This is a genomic window from Naasia sp. SYSU D00057 (genome assembly GCF_017916505.1).
Lineage (GTDB): Bacteria > Actinomycetota > Actinomycetes > Actinomycetales > Microbacteriaceae > Naasia.
In genome coordinates this window covers 344,125-361,774 of sequence record NZ_JAFMSZ010000003.1, presented here as the reverse complement: position 1 = coordinate 361,774, position 17,650 = coordinate 344,125, and the positions used below count along the sequence as shown (strand labels likewise).

17 protein-coding genes and 1 tRNA gene are annotated in these 17,650 nt (G+C 72.3%); 5 read left to right on the top strand and 13 right to left on the bottom strand.

Annotated elements, in window-relative coordinates:
• Positions 1 to 74: 74 nt before the first annotated feature.
• From J3P36_RS16820 to J3P36_RS12205, 3 genes are all read right to left on the bottom strand, one after another.
• Positions 75 to 890 carry a M23 family metallopeptidase gene (locus J3P36_RS16820; RefSeq protein ID WP_210508454.1) on the bottom strand — a complete coding sequence of 272 codons (816 nt, stop codon included), beginning with the start codon at positions 888 to 890 and terminating at the stop codon, positions 75 to 77.
• A gap of 228 nt (positions 891 to 1,118) precedes the next feature.
• A complete protein-coding gene (locus J3P36_RS12210; RefSeq protein WP_210508453.1) occupies positions 1,119 to 1,988 on the bottom strand; it encodes a M23 family metallopeptidase in 870 nt (289 codons plus the stop codon).
• Between the two features lie 158 nt (positions 1,989 to 2,146).
• Positions 2,147 to 2,962: an inositol monophosphatase family protein gene (locus J3P36_RS12205; protein WP_210508452.1), complete on the bottom strand. Its 816-nt coding sequence runs from the start codon at positions 2,960 to 2,962 to the stop codon at positions 2,147 to 2,149.
• 136 nt (positions 2,963 to 3,098) lie between these two features.
• Between J3P36_RS12205 and J3P36_RS12200 the strand changes: the two genes are divergently transcribed.
• Positions 3,099 to 3,180: transfer RNA gene (locus tag J3P36_RS12200), tRNA-Tyr, on the top strand.
• A 69-nt stretch (positions 3,181 to 3,249) separates the two neighbouring features.
• Here J3P36_RS12200 and J3P36_RS12195 read toward each other — a convergent pair.
• Entirely contained in the window at positions 3,250 to 3,624 is a 375-nt protein-coding gene (locus J3P36_RS12195; RefSeq protein ID WP_210508451.1) for a DUF1304 family protein, read from the bottom strand.
• Complete coding sequence (locus J3P36_RS12190) at positions 3,621 to 4,292, bottom strand: hypothetical protein (RefSeq protein WP_210508450.1); 672 nt, start codon at positions 4,290 to 4,292, stop codon at positions 3,621 to 3,623. Before J3P36_RS12190 ends, J3P36_RS12195 begins: the two co-directional genes overlap by 4 nt.
• A 108-nt stretch (positions 4,293 to 4,400) precedes the next feature.
• Between J3P36_RS12190 and J3P36_RS12185 the strand changes: the two genes are divergently transcribed.
• Entirely contained in the window at positions 4,401 to 4,889 is a 489-nt protein-coding gene (locus J3P36_RS12185; protein WP_210508449.1) for a YajQ family cyclic di-GMP-binding protein, read from the top strand.
• 131 nt (positions 4,890 to 5,020) lie between these two features.
• Positions 5,021 to 6,484, top strand: coding sequence for a cardiolipin synthase (gene cls / locus J3P36_RS12180; protein ID WP_210508448.1), 1,464 nt, complete (start codon positions 5,021 to 5,023; stop codon positions 6,482 to 6,484).
• Between the two features lie 640 nt (positions 6,485 to 7,124).
• Here cls and J3P36_RS12175 read toward each other — a convergent pair.
• From J3P36_RS12175 to J3P36_RS12165, 3 genes are read right to left on the bottom strand one after another with little or no spacing between them, the layout of a single operon-like run.
• On the bottom strand, positions 7,125 to 8,474 hold the full coding sequence (locus J3P36_RS12175) for an FAD-dependent oxidoreductase (RefSeq protein WP_210508447.1): 1,350 nt from the start codon (positions 8,472 to 8,474) through the stop codon (positions 7,125 to 7,127).
• A 33-nt stretch (positions 8,475 to 8,507) separates the two neighbouring features.
• The gene (locus J3P36_RS12170) at positions 8,508 to 9,569 is read right to left on the bottom strand and encodes a polyprenyl synthetase family protein (RefSeq protein ID WP_210508446.1); all 1,062 of its coding nucleotides are present in this window, start codon (positions 9,567 to 9,569) and stop codon (positions 8,508 to 8,510) included.
• Positions 9,566 to 10,282, bottom strand: a complete 717-nt coding sequence (locus tag J3P36_RS12165; protein WP_307807080.1) for a class I SAM-dependent methyltransferase — start codon at positions 10,280 to 10,282, stop codon at positions 9,566 to 9,568. Before J3P36_RS12165 ends, J3P36_RS12170 begins: the two co-directional genes overlap by 4 nt.
• 90 nt (positions 10,283 to 10,372) lie before the next feature.
• Here J3P36_RS12165 and J3P36_RS12160 point away from each other — a divergent pair, with 90 nt between their 5' ends.
• A complete protein-coding gene (locus tag J3P36_RS12160; RefSeq protein ID WP_307807079.1) occupies positions 10,373 to 11,602 on the top strand; it encodes an isochorismate synthase in 1,230 nt (409 codons plus the stop codon).
• 337 nt (positions 11,603 to 11,939) lie between these two features.
• On the opposite strand, the gene menD is transcribed toward J3P36_RS12160, so the two are convergent.
• Both menD and J3P36_RS12150 read right to left on the bottom strand, forming a co-directional pair.
• On the bottom strand, positions 11,940 to 13,592 hold the full coding sequence (menD, locus tag J3P36_RS12155; protein WP_210508445.1) for a 2-succinyl-5-enolpyruvyl-6-hydroxy-3-cyclohexene-1-carboxylic-acid synthase: 1,653 nt from the start codon (positions 13,590 to 13,592) through the stop codon (positions 11,940 to 11,942).
• The gene (locus J3P36_RS12150) at positions 13,585 to 13,980 is read right to left on the bottom strand and encodes a PLD nuclease N-terminal domain-containing protein (protein WP_210508444.1); all 396 of its coding nucleotides are present in this window, start codon (positions 13,978 to 13,980) and stop codon (positions 13,585 to 13,587) included. Before J3P36_RS12150 ends, menD begins: the two co-directional genes overlap by 8 nt.
• Before the next feature lie 53 nt (positions 13,981 to 14,033).
• On the opposite strand from J3P36_RS12150, the gene J3P36_RS12145 reads away from it, so the two are divergent.
• On the top strand, positions 14,034 to 14,321 hold the full coding sequence (locus J3P36_RS12145; RefSeq protein ID WP_307807078.1) for a DUF4229 domain-containing protein: 288 nt from the start codon (positions 14,034 to 14,036) through the stop codon (positions 14,319 to 14,321).
• Positions 14,322 to 14,329: 8 nt separating this feature from the next.
• Here J3P36_RS12145 and J3P36_RS12140 read toward each other — a convergent pair whose 3' ends face one another.
• The 3 genes from J3P36_RS12140 to J3P36_RS12130 all read right to left on the bottom strand — a co-directional run bounded on the left by J3P36_RS12140 (position 14,330) and on the right by J3P36_RS12130 (position 17,563).
• Positions 14,330 to 15,328 (bottom strand): 1,4-dihydroxy-2-naphthoate polyprenyltransferase, encoded by a 999-nt coding sequence (locus J3P36_RS12140; protein ID WP_210508443.1) that lies wholly within the window; start codon positions 15,326 to 15,328, stop codon positions 14,330 to 14,332.
• A 205-nt stretch (positions 15,329 to 15,533) separates the two neighbouring features.
• The gene (locus tag J3P36_RS12135) at positions 15,534 to 16,673 is read right to left on the bottom strand and encodes an AMP-binding protein (protein ID WP_210508442.1); all 1,140 of its coding nucleotides are present in this window, start codon (positions 16,671 to 16,673) and stop codon (positions 15,534 to 15,536) included.
• A 5-nt stretch (positions 16,674 to 16,678) separates the two neighbouring features.
• Positions 16,679 to 17,563, bottom strand: coding sequence for a 1,4-dihydroxy-2-naphthoyl-CoA synthase (locus J3P36_RS12130; protein ID WP_210508441.1), 885 nt, complete (start codon positions 17,561 to 17,563; stop codon positions 16,679 to 16,681).
• Positions 17,564 to 17,650 lie beyond the last annotated feature (87 nt).

Genomic DNA, 17,650 nt, shown 5'->3' with positions numbered 1-17,650 from the left:
CCCTCCAACAGGCGGGAGTCGCCTGATCCCGCCTGTTGACGGGATCTCCGCCTGTTGAGGGAGAGGGAGGGCGCTCAGCCCGCGTGGCGCTCGAGCCAGGCGTAGGCGTCGACCGCCTTCGTGCCACCGAGGCGGAGCTCGAAGTGCAGGTGCGGCCCCGTCGAAGCGCCGGTATTGCCGACGAGTCCGACCAGGTCGCCCACGCCGACGGCCTGACCCTCGGAGAGCGGCACCGAGCCGAACTGCATGTGGGCGTAGGTGCTCGTCACGAGGTCGCCGTCGATGAGGTGCTCGATCACGACGTGCACGCCGAGGCCCGAGTCGGACTCGACGACCGTGCGGACGACGCCGTCGGCGATCGCCTGGATCGGGGCGCCGTTGCCGGGGGTGAAGTCGGTGCCCTGGTGCATCGAGGAGCAGCCGGCGCACGGCGACCTGCGGTAGCCGAACCCGTCCGTGACCGGCACGGTCACCGCGAAGGGCCACTGCACGGCCGACTGCCGGTTGTTCCTGAAGCTCTCGACGCCGCCGAAGCGCGCAGCCATCCGGTTCTCCGCCGCGGTGCGGACGGCGTAGCCGTCGCGGACGATGGGACCGGTCTCGGCGAGCGTCGACTCGAGCTGCTGCGCCTCACCGTTCGCGTACTGGGCGAGGCGGACGCTCACGAGGTCGTCGTCGCTCAGCAGCGCGTTCGCGGGCACCGAGGTGACGAACGCCATCGACGCCGCCGCGAGCATCGTCAGGGCCGTGAACAGCGGTCGCGCTGCTCGACGCGCAGGCGAGCGGCGCACCGGGGCCGGCGGAAGCGCGGCCGAGCGGCGGACCCGCGAGCGGCGCACGAGGCTCCGCTGCTCCTCCTCCAGCCGCCGCAGCGAGCGCCGCGAGAGCACCGGGTCTCCTGAGCCGTGCGGGCGCGAACCCGGAGGCGCGGAGAGGGACGGCTGCATCGGTATCGGCGCTCACAGGGGCACGGCGGCGGAGCCGCGGCGGACAGGGCTGGGAGCACCCCCGTTTGCGGGCCCCCTCGACCACCGTAACTCGGCGACATCGATTTCCGCGACGCGGTCGGCTTTCGGCCCCGGCGTGGCGCCGGATCCGAGAGCCGACCTCCGCGAGGCCTAGCCGATGCGGGAGGAGATCCAGGCGTACGCGTCGACCGGCTCCGTGCCGCCGAGCCGCAGCTCGAAGTGCAGGTGCGGGCCGGTGGAGGCGCCGGTGTTGCCGACACGGCCGATCTGGTCGCCCGCACGCACTGCCTGGCCCACCGACACGACGATCGAGCCAGCCTGCATGTGGGCGGAGGTCGTGGTGACGAGCTGGCCGTCGACGATGTGGTCGATGGTCACGTGGTAGCCGAGGCCGCCCGTGGACTCGACGCCGGTCACGACGCCGTCGGCCATCGCCACGACGGGGTTGCCCTCGCCGGGGAGGAAGTCGGTGCCGAGGTGCATGGTGGAGCAGCCGGAGCACGGGGAGACGCGCGGGCCGAACCCGTCGGAGAGCTTGAGCGCACCCTGGAACGGCCACACGATCGCGGTCTCGGTGTTGTTGACGAAGCTCTCGACCTGGGCGAACTCGTCGGCGACCGCCTTCTCGACCGGCGTGCGCTCGGTCACCGTGTAGCCGTCGCGCTCGATGGCGGCGGCCTCGGCCTCGGTGGCCGACAGCGTCTGGGCGGGCTCACTCGGAGCGGCGGCCTGCACGGCGGCGGAGGAGCCGGTCTCCGAGTAGAAGGCGTTGGCCGGCAGCGACGTGACCACGGCCATCGAGACGACGGCGAGCATGGTCCCGGCGGTCAGGACCGGTCGCGCGAAGCGGGCGAAGCGGCGGGGACGACGGGTCTCGTTCGCGATGCGGACGTCGAGGGGCGCGTCGACCCAAGTTGTGCGGCGCCCCTTCTGACGAGCGCCGGGGCCGCCCGCGGGAGGGGCGACCGAAGTGATCTCGAGTTCGGGCAGACGGACGTTCGGATGAGGAGAAGGCAGCACTGAGTACGGTTCTGGATCGGCGCGGCGGAAGTTCCGCCGGAGACGGCAAGATTCGGGCTACCCCCCTTTCGGGGGCCGTCGTAAACCGTAGGTGCGGATCGTGTCAATCCCAATCGAATGATCGGGATTTGGATGTAACACACAGGTTCGCTTCCGCGCTAGGGGCGAAGCGCAGTGATAAGTGTAACGATTTGGTCAGCCAGCGCAGGAGCGGCCGCGACCAGCAGCTCTCGGCTGCCCGGGGCGCCGTTCCGGCCGACGACGGCGGCGCCCGCCTCGCGGGCGATGAGCGCTCCTGCGGCGTGATCCCAGGGGTGCAGCCCCCACTCGTAGAAGCCGTCGAGCCGGCCATCGGCCACGCCGCAGAGGTCGAGTGCGGCGGAGCCGATGCGGCGGAGGTCCCGAGTTCTGCGCAGCATCTCGGCCGCCACCTCGATCTGCGGCTCCCGCGACTTCATGGAGTAGGCGAAGCCGGTCGCGACAAGCGCGCGGTCGAGCGCGACGCCGGTCGTGGCCTGCAGCTCCCGCTCCCCCAGCCGCGCCCCTCCGCCCGCTCGCGCGGTGTACACCTCCTGCGTCACCGGGTTCACCACGGCACCCGCGAGGGCCCGCCAGGTGGCCGGATCGGGGTCGCCCTCGACCACGGCGATGCTGACCGCCCACGCCGGGATCCCGTACAGGTAGTTGACGGTGCCGTCGATCGGGTCGACCACCCACGTGAGTCCGCTCGTGCCGCCTCCGCCTCCCGACTCCTCGCCCAGGAAGCCGTCGTCGGGCCGCGCGTCGGAGAGGAGGGAGCGGATCAGCTGCTCCGTGTCCCGGTCCGCCTGGGTGACGATGTCGATGGGCGCGCTCTTGGTGGCGGCGACGGACACGCCCTCCTGCCGGCGCTGCAGGGCCAGGGCTCCCGCGGCGAGCGCGGTGTCCCGCGCGATGAGCAGCAGTTCGTCGAGTCCGTTCGGCGCGAGCGTCATGCGTCCATCCAATCGCTCCCGGCGGGGCGGCGCGCGTTCCGGGGCGGACGACGGCGGCGATTTCGCGACGGTCGCGGCGACTTGTATCCTTGTCCAGCGCCTCCGGTCAGTTCGCACGATCGGGCCGGAGCAGCCTGGCGAGTTACCCAAGCGGCCAAAGGGATCTGACTGTAAATCAGCCGGCATAGCCTTCGGGGGTTCGAATCCCTCACTCGCCACCGCAACGAAGAGGACCGTCCCGCGAGGGGCGGTCCTCTTTCGTTCCCGGGCCCGTCCACCTCGGGGGCCTACAGCAGCGTCGCCACCAGCGTCGCCGCGGCCACTCCCGCCTGCCCGACCGCTCCTCGCCACAGCTTCGGCTCGCTCACCACGAGAACGATGCCGAGCACCACGTGGGCGGCGGCGACGAACAGCACGAGTGCCCGCCCGACGGCCTCCTGTCCGGTGTTGGCGAGGATCACGCCGACGAGCGCCCCGACGCCGTACGTCATGTTGTAGAAGCCCTGGTTGATGACCCACAGCCGCACCGCCCGCTGGTCGTCGGGCCGGATCCGGAAGATCGGGAACAGGCGCGGGTTCCGGTAGAAGAACGACTCGAGGATGCCGACCGCGATCAGCATCAGCCCGAGGACGACGGCGAGGATCTGCGCGACGGCGTTCACTGCTGCTCCTCGGTGGTGGGTGTCGACCTGAGGGGGCGGTAGGTGCGCCAGAACGAGAAGAACTGGCGACCGCCCGTCGCCATCGCGGCGAGGAGGTGGAGAAGCCCGACCACGAGCCCGATCGTGATCGCCAGCCACATCGGGGCGCCGAGGGCCGAGGTGAGGACGCTGCCGAGGAGCCCGAGCAGCATCGAGACGACCACGATGATGAACATCATGCTGCTGCCCGCCAGCTGGCTGAACGACGACCTGGGGCCGAGGAAGAAGTAGGTGCGGCCCATCCCCTCGTAGTCGTCGTAGGGCGACGCCATCAGGTAGGGCTCGACGCCCGGGTCGAGGTCGAGGTACGCCCCGCGCAGCCGGTTCATGGCGAGGACGTACATGAGGTCCTCCGAGCCGACGTTGAGGACGCGGATCTGGGTCAGCAGCCCGACGATGCAGATGAACGCGAGCACGATGATCGCGAACAGCCGGAACATGTCGCTGAACCCCATCGCCTGACCCACGAGGGCGAGACTCACGAGTCCCGCGGAGACCAGCGTGAGGAACATGTTGATGCGCACCAGCACCTCGCTCTGCGTGGTGCTGCGGGAGGCGAGCAGGCTCCAGTGCTCGGTGGCGAGCAGCTGGGCGCGGTAGGGCGGCGGGGTGTCGTCGGGTTCCGGCATGGTCGCGCGTCCTTCCACCCCCCGCCGAATGCGGCCATGATGCACCCGGCGCCTGCCTCGGGACAATGGCCGTCCGCCTCGGCGCGGGCCGCTGGCTACCATGACTGCATGGCAGATTCCTCGTTCGACATCGTCAGCAAGGTCGACCGGCAGGAGGCCGACAACGCCCTCAACCAGGCGCGCAAGGAGGTCGAGCAGCGCTACGACTTCAAGGGCACCGACGCGTCCGTGGAGTGGACAGGCGAGGACATCCTCATCAAGGCCAACAGCGAGGAGCGGGCCAAGGCCGTGCTCGACGTCCTCCAGTCGAAGATCATCAAGCGCGGCATCTCCCTGAAGAGCCTCGACGCCGGCGAGCCCCAGGCGAGCGGACGCGAGTACCGGATCGTCGTGAAGCTCAAGCAGGGCATCGACCAGGAGCACGCGAAGAAGATCGGCAAGATCATCCGCGACGAGGCGCCGAAGAGCGTCAAGAGCCAGATCCAGGGCGACGAGCTGCGCGTGCAGTCGAAGAGCCGCGACGACCTGCAGTCGACGATCGCGCTCCTCAAGGGCGCCGACCTCGACGTCGACCTGCAGTTCGTCAACTTCCGCTGAACCGGGCCGGATCTGCTCATCCAGGCCGCCTCGGCGGGTCCGGGAACGCCGGATCAGCCCGCCTTGTCGCCGCCTGGCACCCCCCGAAGACGTGAAAGTGCCGCCGCATCAGCGCGGATAGACTCGCGGGCATGAACACCGCCAGTGCCACTCTGGCGGTCACCATCTTCCTGATCGTCGTCGACCTGATCATCCGCATCGGGGCGGTGATCATCATCCCGCGCAACCGGAAGCCGACCTCGGCCACCGCGTGGCTGCTCCTCGTGCTCTTCCTGCCCTACGTCGGGCTCATCCTGTTCCTGCTCATCGGCAGCCCGCACCTGCCGCAGAAGCGGCGCGAGCGGCAGAAGGAGATCGACCGGATCATCCGGGGCACCACCGAGGGCATGGACCGCGTCAACAAGACGCCCACCTGGCCGCCGTGGCTGGAGTCGGTGGCCGAGCTCAACCGCACGCTCGGCTCGATGCCGCTCGTCGGCGGCAACAGCGCCACGCTGCTGCCCGACTACGACGAGTCGATCCGCGCGATGGCGGACGAGGTGGGCCGCGCGCGCCGCTACGTGCACGCGCAGTTCTACATCCTCTCCTCGGACCCGACGACCGAGCCGTTCTTCGCGGCCCTCGAGGCGGCCGTGAAGCGCGGCGTCACGGTGCGCGTGCTGCTCGATCACGTCGCGTCGCTGCAGTACCCCGGCTACCGGAAGACGATCCGCCGCCTGAAGCGGTCCGGCGTCGAGTGGCGCCTGCTGCTGCCGGTGCAGCCGCTGAAGGGCCGCTGGCAGCGGCCCGACCTGCGCAACCACCGCAAGCTCCTCGTCGTCGACGGCACGGTCGCCTACATGGGCTCGCAGAACATGATCGACCGCAGCTACAACCGGTGGATCAACCGGCGCCGGCACCTGCAGTGGAAGGACCTGATGACGCGCCTGCGCGGCCCCATCGTGGCCGGCATCAACGCGATCTTCATCAGCGACTGGTTCGGCGAGACCGGCGAGCTGCTCGTGCGGGAGACGGAGGCGATGGACGACCAGATCGCCGCGCACATGCTCGACTGCCAGGTGGTGCCGAGCGGGCCGGGCTTCGAGGGCGAGAACAACCTGCGCCTCTTCAACGCCCTGCTCTACTACGCGCAGGAGCGCATCATCATCACGTCGCCGTACTTCGTGCCCGACGAGTCGATGCTCTACGCGATCACGACCGCCGTGCAGCGCGGCATCCACGTCGAGCTGTTCGTGTCCGAGATCGGCGACCAGTTCCTCGTCTACCACGCGCAGCGCTCGTACTACCGGACGCTGCTCGAGGCCGGCGTCGTCATCTGGATGTACCGGCGGCCCACCATCCTGCACGCCAAGCACTTCACGATCGACGAGGAGGTGGCGGTGATCGGCTCGAGCAACATGGACATCCGCTCGTTCAGCCTCAACGTGGAGCTGTCCCTCATGGTGCGCGGCCGCGACTTCGTGCAGCAGCTCCGCCGGCTCGAGGACGACTACCGCCGAGCCAGCCGCCGCCTCACCCTCGAGGAGTGGGACGAGCGCCACCCCGTCGGCTCGGTCGTCGACAACCTCGCGCGGCTCACCTCGGCGCTGCAGTAGGCGGCGGGCGTCCTTCCCTCCGCCCAGGAGGAGGCAGGGCCGGGTTCAGCAGGAACGCCGCACGGGTTCAGCAGGTACGCCGCGGTGGGGCTCAGCAGGCACGCTGCGGGGCTCAGCAGGCACGGAGGCGCTTCAGCAGGCAGAACTCAGCCGGTTTCGCCTGCTGGTACCGCTTCGTTCCTGCTGAAGCTATCGGCATCGGCAGGGGTCGGCGAGGACACGAGGACAGGGCCGATCCGCCGCTCATCAGTCCTGCAGCGGCAACGGCCCGGCGTTCAGCAGGCAGGCAGGCGCTTCAGCAGGCAGAAGTGGCCCGGATTCGCCTGCTGAAGCCACTCCGTTCCTGCTGAAGCTGCCGGCATCGGCAGCGGTCGGCAAGAAACGGGCCGATCCGCCGCTCATCAGTCCTGCAGCAGCAACGGCCCGGCGTTCAGCAGGCAGGCAGGCGCTTCAGCAGGCAGAAGTGGCCCGGATTTGCCTGCTGGAGCCCCTCTGTTCCTGCTGAACCCTCGCGGCGTGCCTGCTGGAGCCCTTCCGTTCCTGCTGAACCCGCCCCCGGCTCCTGCTGAACCCGCCCGCCGTTCCTGCTGAATCCGCCCGAAGTTGCTGCTGAACCCCAAGCCCGAACCCGCGGCCGCCGTCAGGAGGCGCGCGAGATCCGCGTCATGTCGTCGCGCGGGACGACCTTGATGCGGGTGCGGCCGACCGCCTCGCCGAGCGAGAGCTCGTGGGCGTCCAGGCGGTGCCAGCCGTCGATGGTGGTGTACGGGACGCCGCGGGCCTCGAGCAGCGCGGGCACCGACTCCTCGGCCGGGTCCTCAGGCGTCCACCAGTTCGCCTGGTCCGACAGCACGTGGCCCAGCGTCTCCATGGCGTCGCTCTTCGTGTGGCCGATGAGGCCCACCGGCCCGCGCTTGATCCACCCGGTGGCGTAGACGCCGTTCACCGGCTCGTCGGCGTCGTCGAGCACCTGGCCCTCCCGGTTCGGGATGACGCCGCGGCGCTCGTCGAACGGGACCTCGGGCAGCGGGGAGCCGAAGTAGCCGACCGCACGGTACACGGCCTGCACCGGCACCTCGCGGATCTCCCCCGTGCCGCGGACGCCGCCCTCGCCGTCCGGCTCGGTGCGCTCCCAGCGGAACGCCTCGACGCGGCCGTTCCCGACGATCTCGAGCGGCTTCGCGTACCAGTGCAGGTGCAGCCGCCGGCTGGCCTTGCCGACCTCGCGCTTGCGCCACTGCTGCAGCACGCGGTCGATGACGAGCACCTGCTTGTTGGTGGCGATCGCGTTCTTGGACGCCTCGTCGTAGTCGAAGTCCTCGTCGTGCACGATCATGTCGACGTCGCGGATCTCGCCCAGCTCGCGGAGCTCGAGCGGGGTGAACTTCACCTGCGCGGGTCCGCGGCGGCCGAAGACGTGCACGTCCGTGACCGGCGACGCCTTGAGGCCGTCGTACACGTTGTCGGGGATCTCGGTCGGCAGCAGGTCGTCGGGGTGCTTCGCGAGGATGCGGGCCACGTCGAGCGCGACGTTGCCGTTGCCGATGACGGCGACCTCCTTCGCCTCGAGCGGCCACTCGCGCGGCACGTCCGGGTGCCCGTCGTACCAGGACACGAAGTCGGCGGCGCCGTAGGAGCCGGGAAGGTCGATGCCGGGGATGTCGAGCGACGCATCCCGCGTCGAGCCGGTCGCGAAGATGACGGCGTTGTAGTGGTGCTTGAGGTCGTCGAGCGTGATGTCGACGCCGTACTCGACGTTGCCGAAGAAGCGGATGTCGCCCCGGTCGAGCACCTCGCGCAGGGCCGAGATGATGCCCTTGATGCGGGGGTGGTCGGGCGCCACGCCGTAGCGGACGAGGCCGTAGGGGGCGGGGAGACGCTCGAACAGGTCGATCGACACGTCGAAGCTGCGCTCGGCCTTCCGGACGAGGTCGGCGGCGTAGATCCCTGCGGGACCCGCGCCGATGATGGCCAGCCGAAGCTTGGTCATGGATTGTTCCTCACTTGTGTTGTCGCGGCCGGGTCAGCTGGACCGCTCGACCATCACGTCCGCGAAGCGCGTGAGCGCCTTCTTGACAGTGCCCTCCGGCAGCGGCTGGATCGCCGCCACGGCGCTCTCGGCCCAGCGGTGCGACTCGGCGAGCGTGATCGCCGTCGCCTCGTGCCTGCGGAGCTCCTCGATGGCCGCAGCCAGGTCGGAAGAGCCGGGGGTCGCGATGCCGGCCTCGATGCGCGCGAGCAGCGCGGCTGCCGCGCCGTCCTGCTCGGCCTGGCGGCGCAGGTGCAGCAGCGGCAGGGTCGGCACACCGGCGCGCAGGTCGGTGCCGGCGAGCTTGCCGGTCTCCTCGGAGCGGGGCGAGAGGTCGAGCACGTCGTCGACCAGCTGGAAGGCGACGCCGATCCGCTCGCCGAAGAGCATCACGGGCTCCTCGTACTCGCGCGGGGCGTTCGAGAAGACGACGCCGAGCTGGGCGGCTGCGGAGATGAGGGAGCCGGTCTTGTCGGACAGCACCTGCAGGTAGTGCTCGACGGGGTCGTCGCCGGGCTGCGGACCGACGGTCTCGTGCAGCTGACCGAGGACGAGGCGTTCGAAGGTGCCCGCCTGCAGCCGGATGGCCCGGTCGCCGAGACCCGCGATGAGGTTGCTCGCGCGGGCGAAGAGGAGGTCACCGGTGAGGATCGCGACGGAGTTGCCCCACACGGCCTGCGCGGTCGGCACTCCGCGTCGCTGCTCCGCCTCGTCCATGACGTCGTCGTGGTACAGCGAGGCGAGGTGCGTGATCTCGACGGCCTCCGCGGCGGTCAGCACGTCGGGGATGATGCCCTCGCCGAGCTGTGCGGTGAGCAGGGTGAGCATCGGCCGCACCCGCTTGCCGCCCGCGGACAGCAGGTAGCGGGTGGCGACGTCGGCGACACTGTCGGCGAAGGACACCTCGCGGAGGATGCCCGCCTCGACCTGCTCGAGACCCCGCTCGATGGCGGCGGCGGTGGCGCGGTCCTCGGCGTTGGTGAAGATGCGCTCGGTCAAGCCGATCTGCGAGGAGAGCGCCTTGCTGCGCCGCGCGACCGGCACTGCGGGGCTCACCGGCCTGCCGTGGCCGGCCGCCGGCCGCGGTGCAGGGCGACGATGCCGGCGGTGAGGTTGCGGTAGGTGACGTCCGCGTAGCCGGCATCCCGGATCCAGCCGCTGAGCGTGCGCTGGTCCGGCCAGTCGAGGATGGAGTCGCCGAGGTAGTCGTAGGCGGGTGCGTTCGAGCTGGTGACCTTGGACACCATCGGCAGCACCCGCTTCAGATAGAGGGAGTAGCCGCGACGGATCAGCCCGTTCGGCGGCGTCGAGAACTCGCAGATCACGACGCGGCCGCCCGGCTTGGTGACGCGGAACAGCTCGGCGAGCGCCCTCTTCGGCTCCTGGACGTTGCGCAGTCCGAAGGACATGGTGACCGCGTCGAACTCGCGGTCGGCGAACGGCAGCGCCTGCGCGTCCGCGTGCACGAACTCGAGGTTGCGCACGCCCGCCTGCCGTCGCCGGCCGACCTCGAGCATGCCCTCGGAGAAGTCGGCGGCGATCACGGTCGCGCCGGACCGGGCCAGGGCGGCGCTGGAGGTGCCGGTCCCCGCGGCGAGGTCGAGGATGCGCTCCCCGCGGCGGGGCGCGACGGCGCGTGTGGTGGCCGCGCGCCAGATGACATCGTTGCCGACCGAGAGGACGGTGTTGGTGCGGTCGTACCGCGCCGACACCTTGTCGAACATCGCGGCGACGTCCGCGCCCCTCTTGCTGAGGTCGGCCTGGTTCACGCGTCAATTGTAGGGGGCGCGGTTCCGCCCCCTCCTGCCCCTTCAGGCTCCTCCCGGGGGGCGAGAAGGGGGCGGCAGTAGGCTGATCCGGTGCTTCCCGCGCCGGCGTCCACCCTGTCGGTGACGACGAGCCCCTACTCGCCGGACGCCCTCCTCCCCCTCGCCGATCCCCGGCGCCCGCTGCTCTGGCTGCGTGACGGCGACGGCTTCGTGGGTCTGGGGGAGGCGCTGCGGCTCGAGTTCTCCGGCCCCGACCGCTTCCGAGACGCCCGGCGGGCGTGGACGGAGCTCGCGGCCCGGGCGGTGGTCGACGACGCCGTCGGCCTGCCCGGCACGGGCCTCGTCGCCTTCGGCGCCTTCGCGTTCGCGGGGTCGTCCGAGAGCGTCAGCGCCCTCATCGTGCCCCGCGTCGTCGTCGGCCGCCGCGGCGGAGTGGGCTGGATCACCCGGATCGACGACGACGGGGACGAGGTGGCCGCCCCCTCGCCGCTCACGACGGAGGGCTACGGGGTCGGCTTCACGGCGGGCCGCATGACCCCGGACGGGTACCGGGCAGCGGTGCGCTCCGCGCTGGGGGACATCGACGGAGGCGAGCTCGGCAAGGTGGTGCTCTCCCGCGACGTGGTGGGCCGACTGCCGGTGGGCGCCGATCTCCGCACCGCGCTGGACCGACTCGCCACCGGCTACCCGGACTGCTGGACCTTCGCGGTCGACGGGCTCGTCGGTGCCAGCCCCGAGACGCTCGTCCGCGCCCGAGGCGGCCGCGTCGCCGCCCGGGTCCTCGCCGGCAGCACGGCCCGCGGAACGGACACCGCCTCGGACGCAGCCCAGGCGAACGCGCTCCTCATCTCGGCGAAGGACCTCGACGAGCACGACTTCGCGGTCGTGAGCGTCCTGTCCTCGCTCGCCCCGTACGCCGGCGAGCTGCGCTCCAGCCCGGCGCCCTTCCCGCTGATGCTCCCCAACGTGTGGCACCTCGCGAGCGACGTCGACGGCCGCCTCGCGAACGGCACCGGCACGCTCGACCTCCTCGAGGCCCTGCATCCCACGGCGGCGGTCGCCGGGAGCCCCACCGACGAGGCGCTGTCCCGCATCGCGGCGCTGGAGCCGTTCGACCGGGGCCGATACGCCGGTCCGGTCGGCTGGGTCGACGCGAAGGGCGACGGCGAGTGGGCGGTCGCGCTGCGCTGCGCCCAGGTCGACGCCGACGGCACGGTCACCGGGTATGCGGGCGCCGGCATCGTCGGCGGCTCGGACCCGGAGCGCGAGCTCGCGGAGACGTCGCTCAAGCTGCGCCCCGTGCTGGAGGCGTTCAGCTAGCGCCCGCCGTCCCCGCACCCTGATGGAGGCCGGGCGGCACGCCCGTCCCGAGATCGCACGAGGTCCCGCGGGACGCGAGCAGCGACCGGCCGGCCCGCAGGCGAAGGTCAGGCGATCGTCGAGGCGCCGGGAAGGCGCTCGGAAGGACTAGTCCCGGCGGCGGCGGAGCTGGGGGGCGAACTGGCGTACGAGGCCGATGACCATCGCACTGCCCGATACGAGCAGGATCGTGAAACCGAGAATGTCGTCCGTCGCCATGGTGCCCCCTTCCGGCCACACCGTACGTGGGGGCCGGAGGGCCGTCCGGCAGACACGCCGCCCTGAGGAAGACGCGCCGTCAGCGAGGCAGCGGCACCTCGAGGATGCTGAGCCCCGGTGGCGGGGCGGTCAGGGCCTTGTCGAGGTCGCCGCGCGAGGTGGCGCGGGCGTGCTGCCAGCCGTACGCGGCGGCGAGGTGAGCGAGGTCGACCTCCTGCGGCGTGAACAGGACGCGGTCGAAGGCGGACCGATCCGCGGTCGCCGCGACCTCGAGGCCGTCGAAGATCGTGCCGCCGCCGTCGTTGCCCACGATGAGCTGCACGCGGGGCCGCCTCTCCCCCGGGGGCAGGAGCAGGCCGCCCACATCGTGCAGCAGCGTCAGGTCGCCGAGGAGCACCCGCGTCGTGCCCGCTGCCGACTTCGGGTCGTCTCCCGCCCCCGCCGCGACGCCGAGCGCGGTCGCCACGGTGCCGTCGATGCCGGAGAGGCCCCGATTCGCATGCACCCGGATCCGCTTGCCCGGCACGTGCCGGTCCGCGTCGCGGATGAGGCGGGAGGCGCCGAGGACGAGGCGGTCGTGCGGCCACGTGGCGCGCCACACGGCTTCGACGAGCGACTGGCGGGTGACCGGCGAGCGCAGGGCGGCCATCTCGGACCGCGCCAGCCTCCCGGCTGCGGAGGGCGACGAGACCGACGGGTCGCCGAGGTAGGGGACGTCGTCCTCGGGCACCGCGGCCCGGCGGCCGGCGAGGATCCACGCGCGGAGCCACGCCGGGTCCTGCGGTGCGTCCGGCAGGACGAGCGCGTCGACGATGCGGGCGGATCGCCCCGGGTCGAACTGCTCAGCGCCGGGACGGCGCACCACCACGGACGGCACACGGGCGACAAGGGCGGGCAGCTCGCGACTGAGCGTCGGCCTGCCGAAGACGACGACCTGCTCGATGGCGGCGGCGAGGTCGGGGTCCGCGAGCACCGCGCGGTAGGCGGGCACGAGGTTCGGTCCGAAGCGGGCGCCGCTCGTGACCTCGGCGATCAACGGCAGCCCGGCGGCCCGCGCGAACGCCTCCGCGGCCGGTCCCGCGCCGCCGCCCGCGAGCACGACCGTGCGCTCCGGCAGGGCGATGCGCTCCGCGGCGGCAGCCGGCCGCTCGGGCAGCTCGACGGCCTCGGCGCCGACGCCCGCCTCCGCAGCCCCGGACAGCGGGTCGCGGAAGGCGAGGTTGACGTGGACCGGGCCGTCCTGGGCGTGCTCGAGCACCTCCCGGGCGAGGGCGGATGCGCGCTGCGGTGCTGCAACCCCCTCGGGCGCCGGCTCGTCCACCGACCACACGGCGGCGGGGCCGAAGATGCCGGGCTGGCGGGTCGCCTGGTTCGCGCCGACCCCGCGCAGCTCGTTGGGGCGGTCGGCGGTGAGGGCCACGAGCGGCACGCCGGAGTGCCAGGCCTCGAGCATCGGCGGATGCAGGTTCGCGACGGCGGTGCCGGAGGTCACGATCACCGGGACCGGCGCGCCGGTCTCCGCGGCGATGCCGAGGGCGAGGAAGCCCGCGTCCCGCTCGTCGATGCGGACGTGCAGGCGGATGCGCTCGTCCTGCTCGAGCCGCGCCGCGGCGAGCGCGAGCGCCTGGGAGCGGGAGCCGGGGGCCACGACGACGTGGCGGACTCCACCCGCGACGAGCTGCCCGAGGAGGGCGGAGGCGAAGCTGCTCGCGGGGCTCGCGCCCTCAGGCATCACGCCGGTCGGGCTTGTCGCCGCCGTCCGTGTCCTTGTCGGGCTCCGGGAGACGCTCCCCGGGAGGAGGCCCGTCCGCGTCGAGGTCGGCGAGCTCCTGCTCGAGGCGACGGATGCGCTCCTCCTGGTCCGCGTCGTGCGCGAGGCGGCGGAGGAACGCGGGATCGTCGTCCGGGGCGACCGAGCGGGCCGCCGGGCGGGCGGGTCCGCGACCGCGGCCGACCAGGAACCAGAGCACGCCGCCGATCACCGGCAGCAGGATGATCAGGAACCAGAGACCCTTGCGCGGCCCGCGCACGCGAGCGCGATCGGTCATCGCGCAGTCGACGAGCGAGTAGATCATGAACGCGGCCGCGATGACTGCCGCGATCACCCAGAACCGGGCCATGGTGTCAACGATAGACGAGCGGCCTGTGCGCGGACCGTGCCTACACTGTCGGGGTGGAGAAGCAGGAGCGGCCGGGCCTCGCCTGGCTGTGGTTCACCCTGCTCCGGGTCGGCATCTTCGCGGTCGTCCTGGCGATCCTCCTCGCCGTGATGCCGGTGGAGCCCTGGATCTCGACGATCGTGGCCGCGCTGATCGCGCTGTGCATCTCGTTCATCTTCCTCAGCCGCCCCCGCGAGAAGCTCGCCGGGCAGCTGCACCGCGCGCGCCGCGGGGAGGCGGAGCCGGTCGGCGACGACGAGGCCGAGGACGCCGCCTTCGACGCTCCCGACAGTTCCCGCTGAGCTGAGGCTCACAGGATGAACGCCGCGGCCAGTCCGGCGCCGTAGACGAGGGCGAGCGCGCTGGTCAGGGCGAGGGCGAGGATGTACTCGCGCGCGGTGCGCGCGGTCGCGACGATGAGCACGGCCGGCCCCGCGAGGAGCAGCCCGAAGAACACGAGGTACGCGAACGGGTAGAAGACGGCGAAGAAGCCGACGATGCCGAACGCGAGCAGCAGCAGCACGCCGAACAGCACGCGGGACGCCGTCCGCCCGATCAGCACGCTGAGGGTGCGCTTGCCCGCCTGCCGGTCCTGGTCGATGTCGCGGATGTTGTTCGCGATGAGCACGGCGCAGGCCAGGAGGCCGATGCCCACGCCCGACAGCCAGGACTCGGTGTTGACCTCGCCCGCCTGGACGTAGGTGGTGCCGGCGGTCGCGACCAGGCCGAAGAACACGAAGACCCCGACCTCGCCGAGGCCCGCGTAGCCGTAGGGGCGCTTGCCGCCGGTGTAGAACCAGGCGGCGGCGATGGCGGCGGCCCCGACGGCGAGCAGCCACCACTGCTGGGAGAGCACGACGAGCGCGAGACCCGCGAGCGCGGCCAGCGCGAAGAACGCGAGCGCGACGAGCAGGACGGTGCGCGGGCGGGCGGCGCCCGCTCCGGTGAGGCGGGCCGGTCCCACCCGGTAGGCGTCCGTGCCGCGGATGCCGTCGGAGTAGTCGTTCGCGTAGTTCACGCCGAGCTGCAGCAGCACGGCGACCGCGAGGCAGAGCGGGATCCGGTACTCGTGGAACACGCCGCCGTCGGCGACGTACGCGGCTCCCGTGCCCGCGAGAACCGGGGCGACCGAGAGGGGCAGGGTCCGCCAGCGGGCCGCGGCGATCCAGTCGGCCGCGGTCGCCTTGCGCGGCGGGGCGACCCGGACGGCGGCGGGACGCCCGGAACGTCCCCTGCCCGCGACGGTAGCCGCGGTGCGCGGGCCCGGCTGGGGTCGTCGCTGCGGGGGACGCTTCTTGCTCTGGGCCACCGGGAAATCCTAGGGCGAGCGGGCTCCGCCTCCTGTCAGCCGGGGGCCGCCGGGTTGCGCCGTCGAAGGGGTGACGAATCAAGGAGATTCGGCGGGAATCGCCCCTGCATCCGCATGACCAGGGTGCCGAGGGGCCGGATCTCCTTGATTCGTCACCACCACGTCCGTGAGCGGCACGCCGGCGTGAGAACGGGCCGCGGTCGGATCAGGCGCCGGAGCGCTCGGTGACGCGGGCGGTGAGGGCCACCCTGTCGGGCTTTCCGCTCGGCAGCAGGGGCAGCGGCGACACCGTCGCGATGCGGTCAGGGCGGGCGGCGGGGCCGAGGACGGCGCCGACCGCGCCGCGGATCACCTCGAGCAGCCCCGGATCGGCGGGTCGCGGCAGGACCACGACCGGCGCCTCCCCCCAGCGGGCGTGCGGCGCGGGCACCACGACCGCGTCGGCGAGGCCGGGGAGCTCGCGCACCACGGCCTCCACCCGGCCAACCGACACCTTCTCGCCGCCGGAGACGAGGACGTCGTCGAGTCGCCCGGTCACCCGCAGCACGCCCTCGCGGAGCTGGCCGGCATCGCCCGTGCGGTACCAGCGGAGGCCGTCCTCATAGACGAACGCGGCTGCCGTGCGCTCGGGATCGCCGAGGTATTCCTCCGCCAGCATGGGTCCGGCGAGCCGCACCTCCCCGTCGACGACGCGCACCTGGGCGGGGCCGACCGGCTGTCCGTCGTAGACGCAGCCGCCGCTCGTCTCGGTCGAGCCGTAGGTCCGGATCACCCGGACGCCGTGGTCGAGCGCCGCCTCCCGCAGCTGGTCGGGCAGGCGCTGGCCCCCGACGAGCACCGCGTCGAGCCGCCGCAGCGCCTCCCGCACCCGGTGGTCGGGAGACGCGAGGAGGTCGCCGAGCTGCGCCGGGACCAGCGCGGTGTAGGCCCGCTCCACCCGCGGCACGGCGAGCACCGCGTCCGCGAAGGCCGTCGGCTCGAGCCGTCCGCCGGGCAGGAGGATCGGGTCCGTCCCCGATGCGATCGCACGCACCAGCACCTGGAGTCCGGCGATGTAGTGCACCGGCAGCGCGAGCACCCAGTGCCCGGGCCCGCCGAGCGTCGCCTCGGTGGCCCCCGCCGCGGAGAGCAGTGCGTTCGCGGTGAGGGCCACGCGCTTCGGCCGCCCGGAGCTGCCGGAGGTCTGCACGACCACGGCGATCCGCTTCGGCACCTGGTCCGGCACGCCCTCCGCGCTCGCGCCCCGCGCGAGCGGCAGGATCGCCGGACCGTCGCCGGACAGCGCGAGCCGGAGGGCGCCGAGCACCTCGGCCGGATCGGCGGGGAGGACGGCGAGGTCGCGCATGACGGTCAGTAGTGCCAGGGGAAGGCGGACCAGTCGGGCGCGCGCTTCTCGAGGAAGGAGTCGCGCCCCTCGACCGCCTCGTCGGTCCCGTACGCGAGCCGGGTCGCCTCGCCGGCGAACACCTGCTGGCCGACCATGCCGTCGTCGACCGCGTTGAACGCGTACTTGAGCATGCGGATCGCCGTCGGCGACTTGCGGATGATCTCGCGCGCCCACTCGAGGGCGGTCCGCTCGAGCTCGGCGTGCGGGACGACGGCGTTCACCGCGCCCGCCTCGAGATAGCGCTGCGCGTCGTGCTCGCGGGCGAGGAAGAAGACCTCCCGCGCGAACTTCTGGCCGACCTGCCGGGCGAAGTAGGCGCTGCCGTAGCCCGCGTCGAAGGAGCCGACGTCGGCGTCGGTCTGCTTGAAACGGGCGTGCTCGGCGCTCGCGATGGTGAGGTCGCAGACCACGTGCAGCGAGTGCCCCCCGCCGGCGGCCCAACCGGGCACGACGGCGATCACGACCTTCGGCATGAAGCGGATGAGCCGCTGCACCTCGAGGATGTGCAGGCGTCCGGTGCGGGCGGGGTCGTCGCCGTACTGGTAGCCGTCGCGTCCGCGGATGCGCTGGTCCCCACCGCTCGAGAACGCCCAGCCGCCGTCCTTGGGGCTCGGGCCGTTGCCGGTGAGGAGCACGACGCCGACGCGGGGGTTCTGCCGGGCGTCGTCGAGCGCGCGGTACAGCTCGTCGACGGTGCGGGGCCGGAACGCGTTCCGCACCTCCGGGCGGTCGAAGGCCACGCGCGCCACCTGCCCGCGCACGTCCAGGTGATAGGTGATGTCCGTGAAGTCCTCGGATCCGGGACCCGGGACCCACTCGCTTTCGTCGAAGAGCTCGGACACGGACATGCCCTCATGCTAGGCCGCGGCGCCGTAGCGCGTGCCGGCTGGTCGAGGCTTACACCACCGGACGCCGGAACACCAGCCCCGCGACCT

Coding starts and splice junctions, on each gene's coding strand:
- J3P36_RS12205 (WP_210508452.1), bottom strand. CDS start 2,962: ATGACGCTCGCGCCGAACGGACTCGACGAACTGCTGCTCATCGCGCGG.
- J3P36_RS12190 (WP_210508450.1), bottom strand. CDS start 4,292: ATGCCGGAACCCGACGACACCCCGCCGCCCTACCGCGCCCAGCTGCTC.
- J3P36_RS12185 (WP_210508449.1), top strand. CDS start 4,401: ATGGCAGATTCCTCGTTCGACATCGTCAGCAAGGTCGACCGGCAGGAG.
- cls (WP_210508448.1), top strand. CDS start 5,021: ATGAACACCGCCAGTGCCACTCTGGCGGTCACCATCTTCCTGATCGTC.
- J3P36_RS12175 (WP_210508447.1), bottom strand. CDS start 8,474: ATGACCAAGCTTCGGCTGGCCATCATCGGCGCGGGTCCCGCAGGGATC.
- menD (WP_210508445.1), bottom strand. CDS start 13,592: ATGCCTGAGGGCGCGAGCCCCGCGAGCAGCTTCGCCTCCGCCCTCCTC.
- J3P36_RS12150 (WP_210508444.1), bottom strand. CDS start 13,980: ATGGCCCGGTTCTGGGTGATCGCGGCAGTCATCGCGGCCGCGTTCATG.
- J3P36_RS12135 (WP_210508442.1), bottom strand. CDS start 16,673: ATGCGCGACCTCGCCGTCCTCCCCGCCGATCCGGCCGAGGTGCTCGGC.
- J3P36_RS12130 (WP_210508441.1), bottom strand. CDS start 17,563: ATGTCCGTGTCCGAGCTCTTCGACGAAAGCGAGTGGGTCCCGGGTCCC.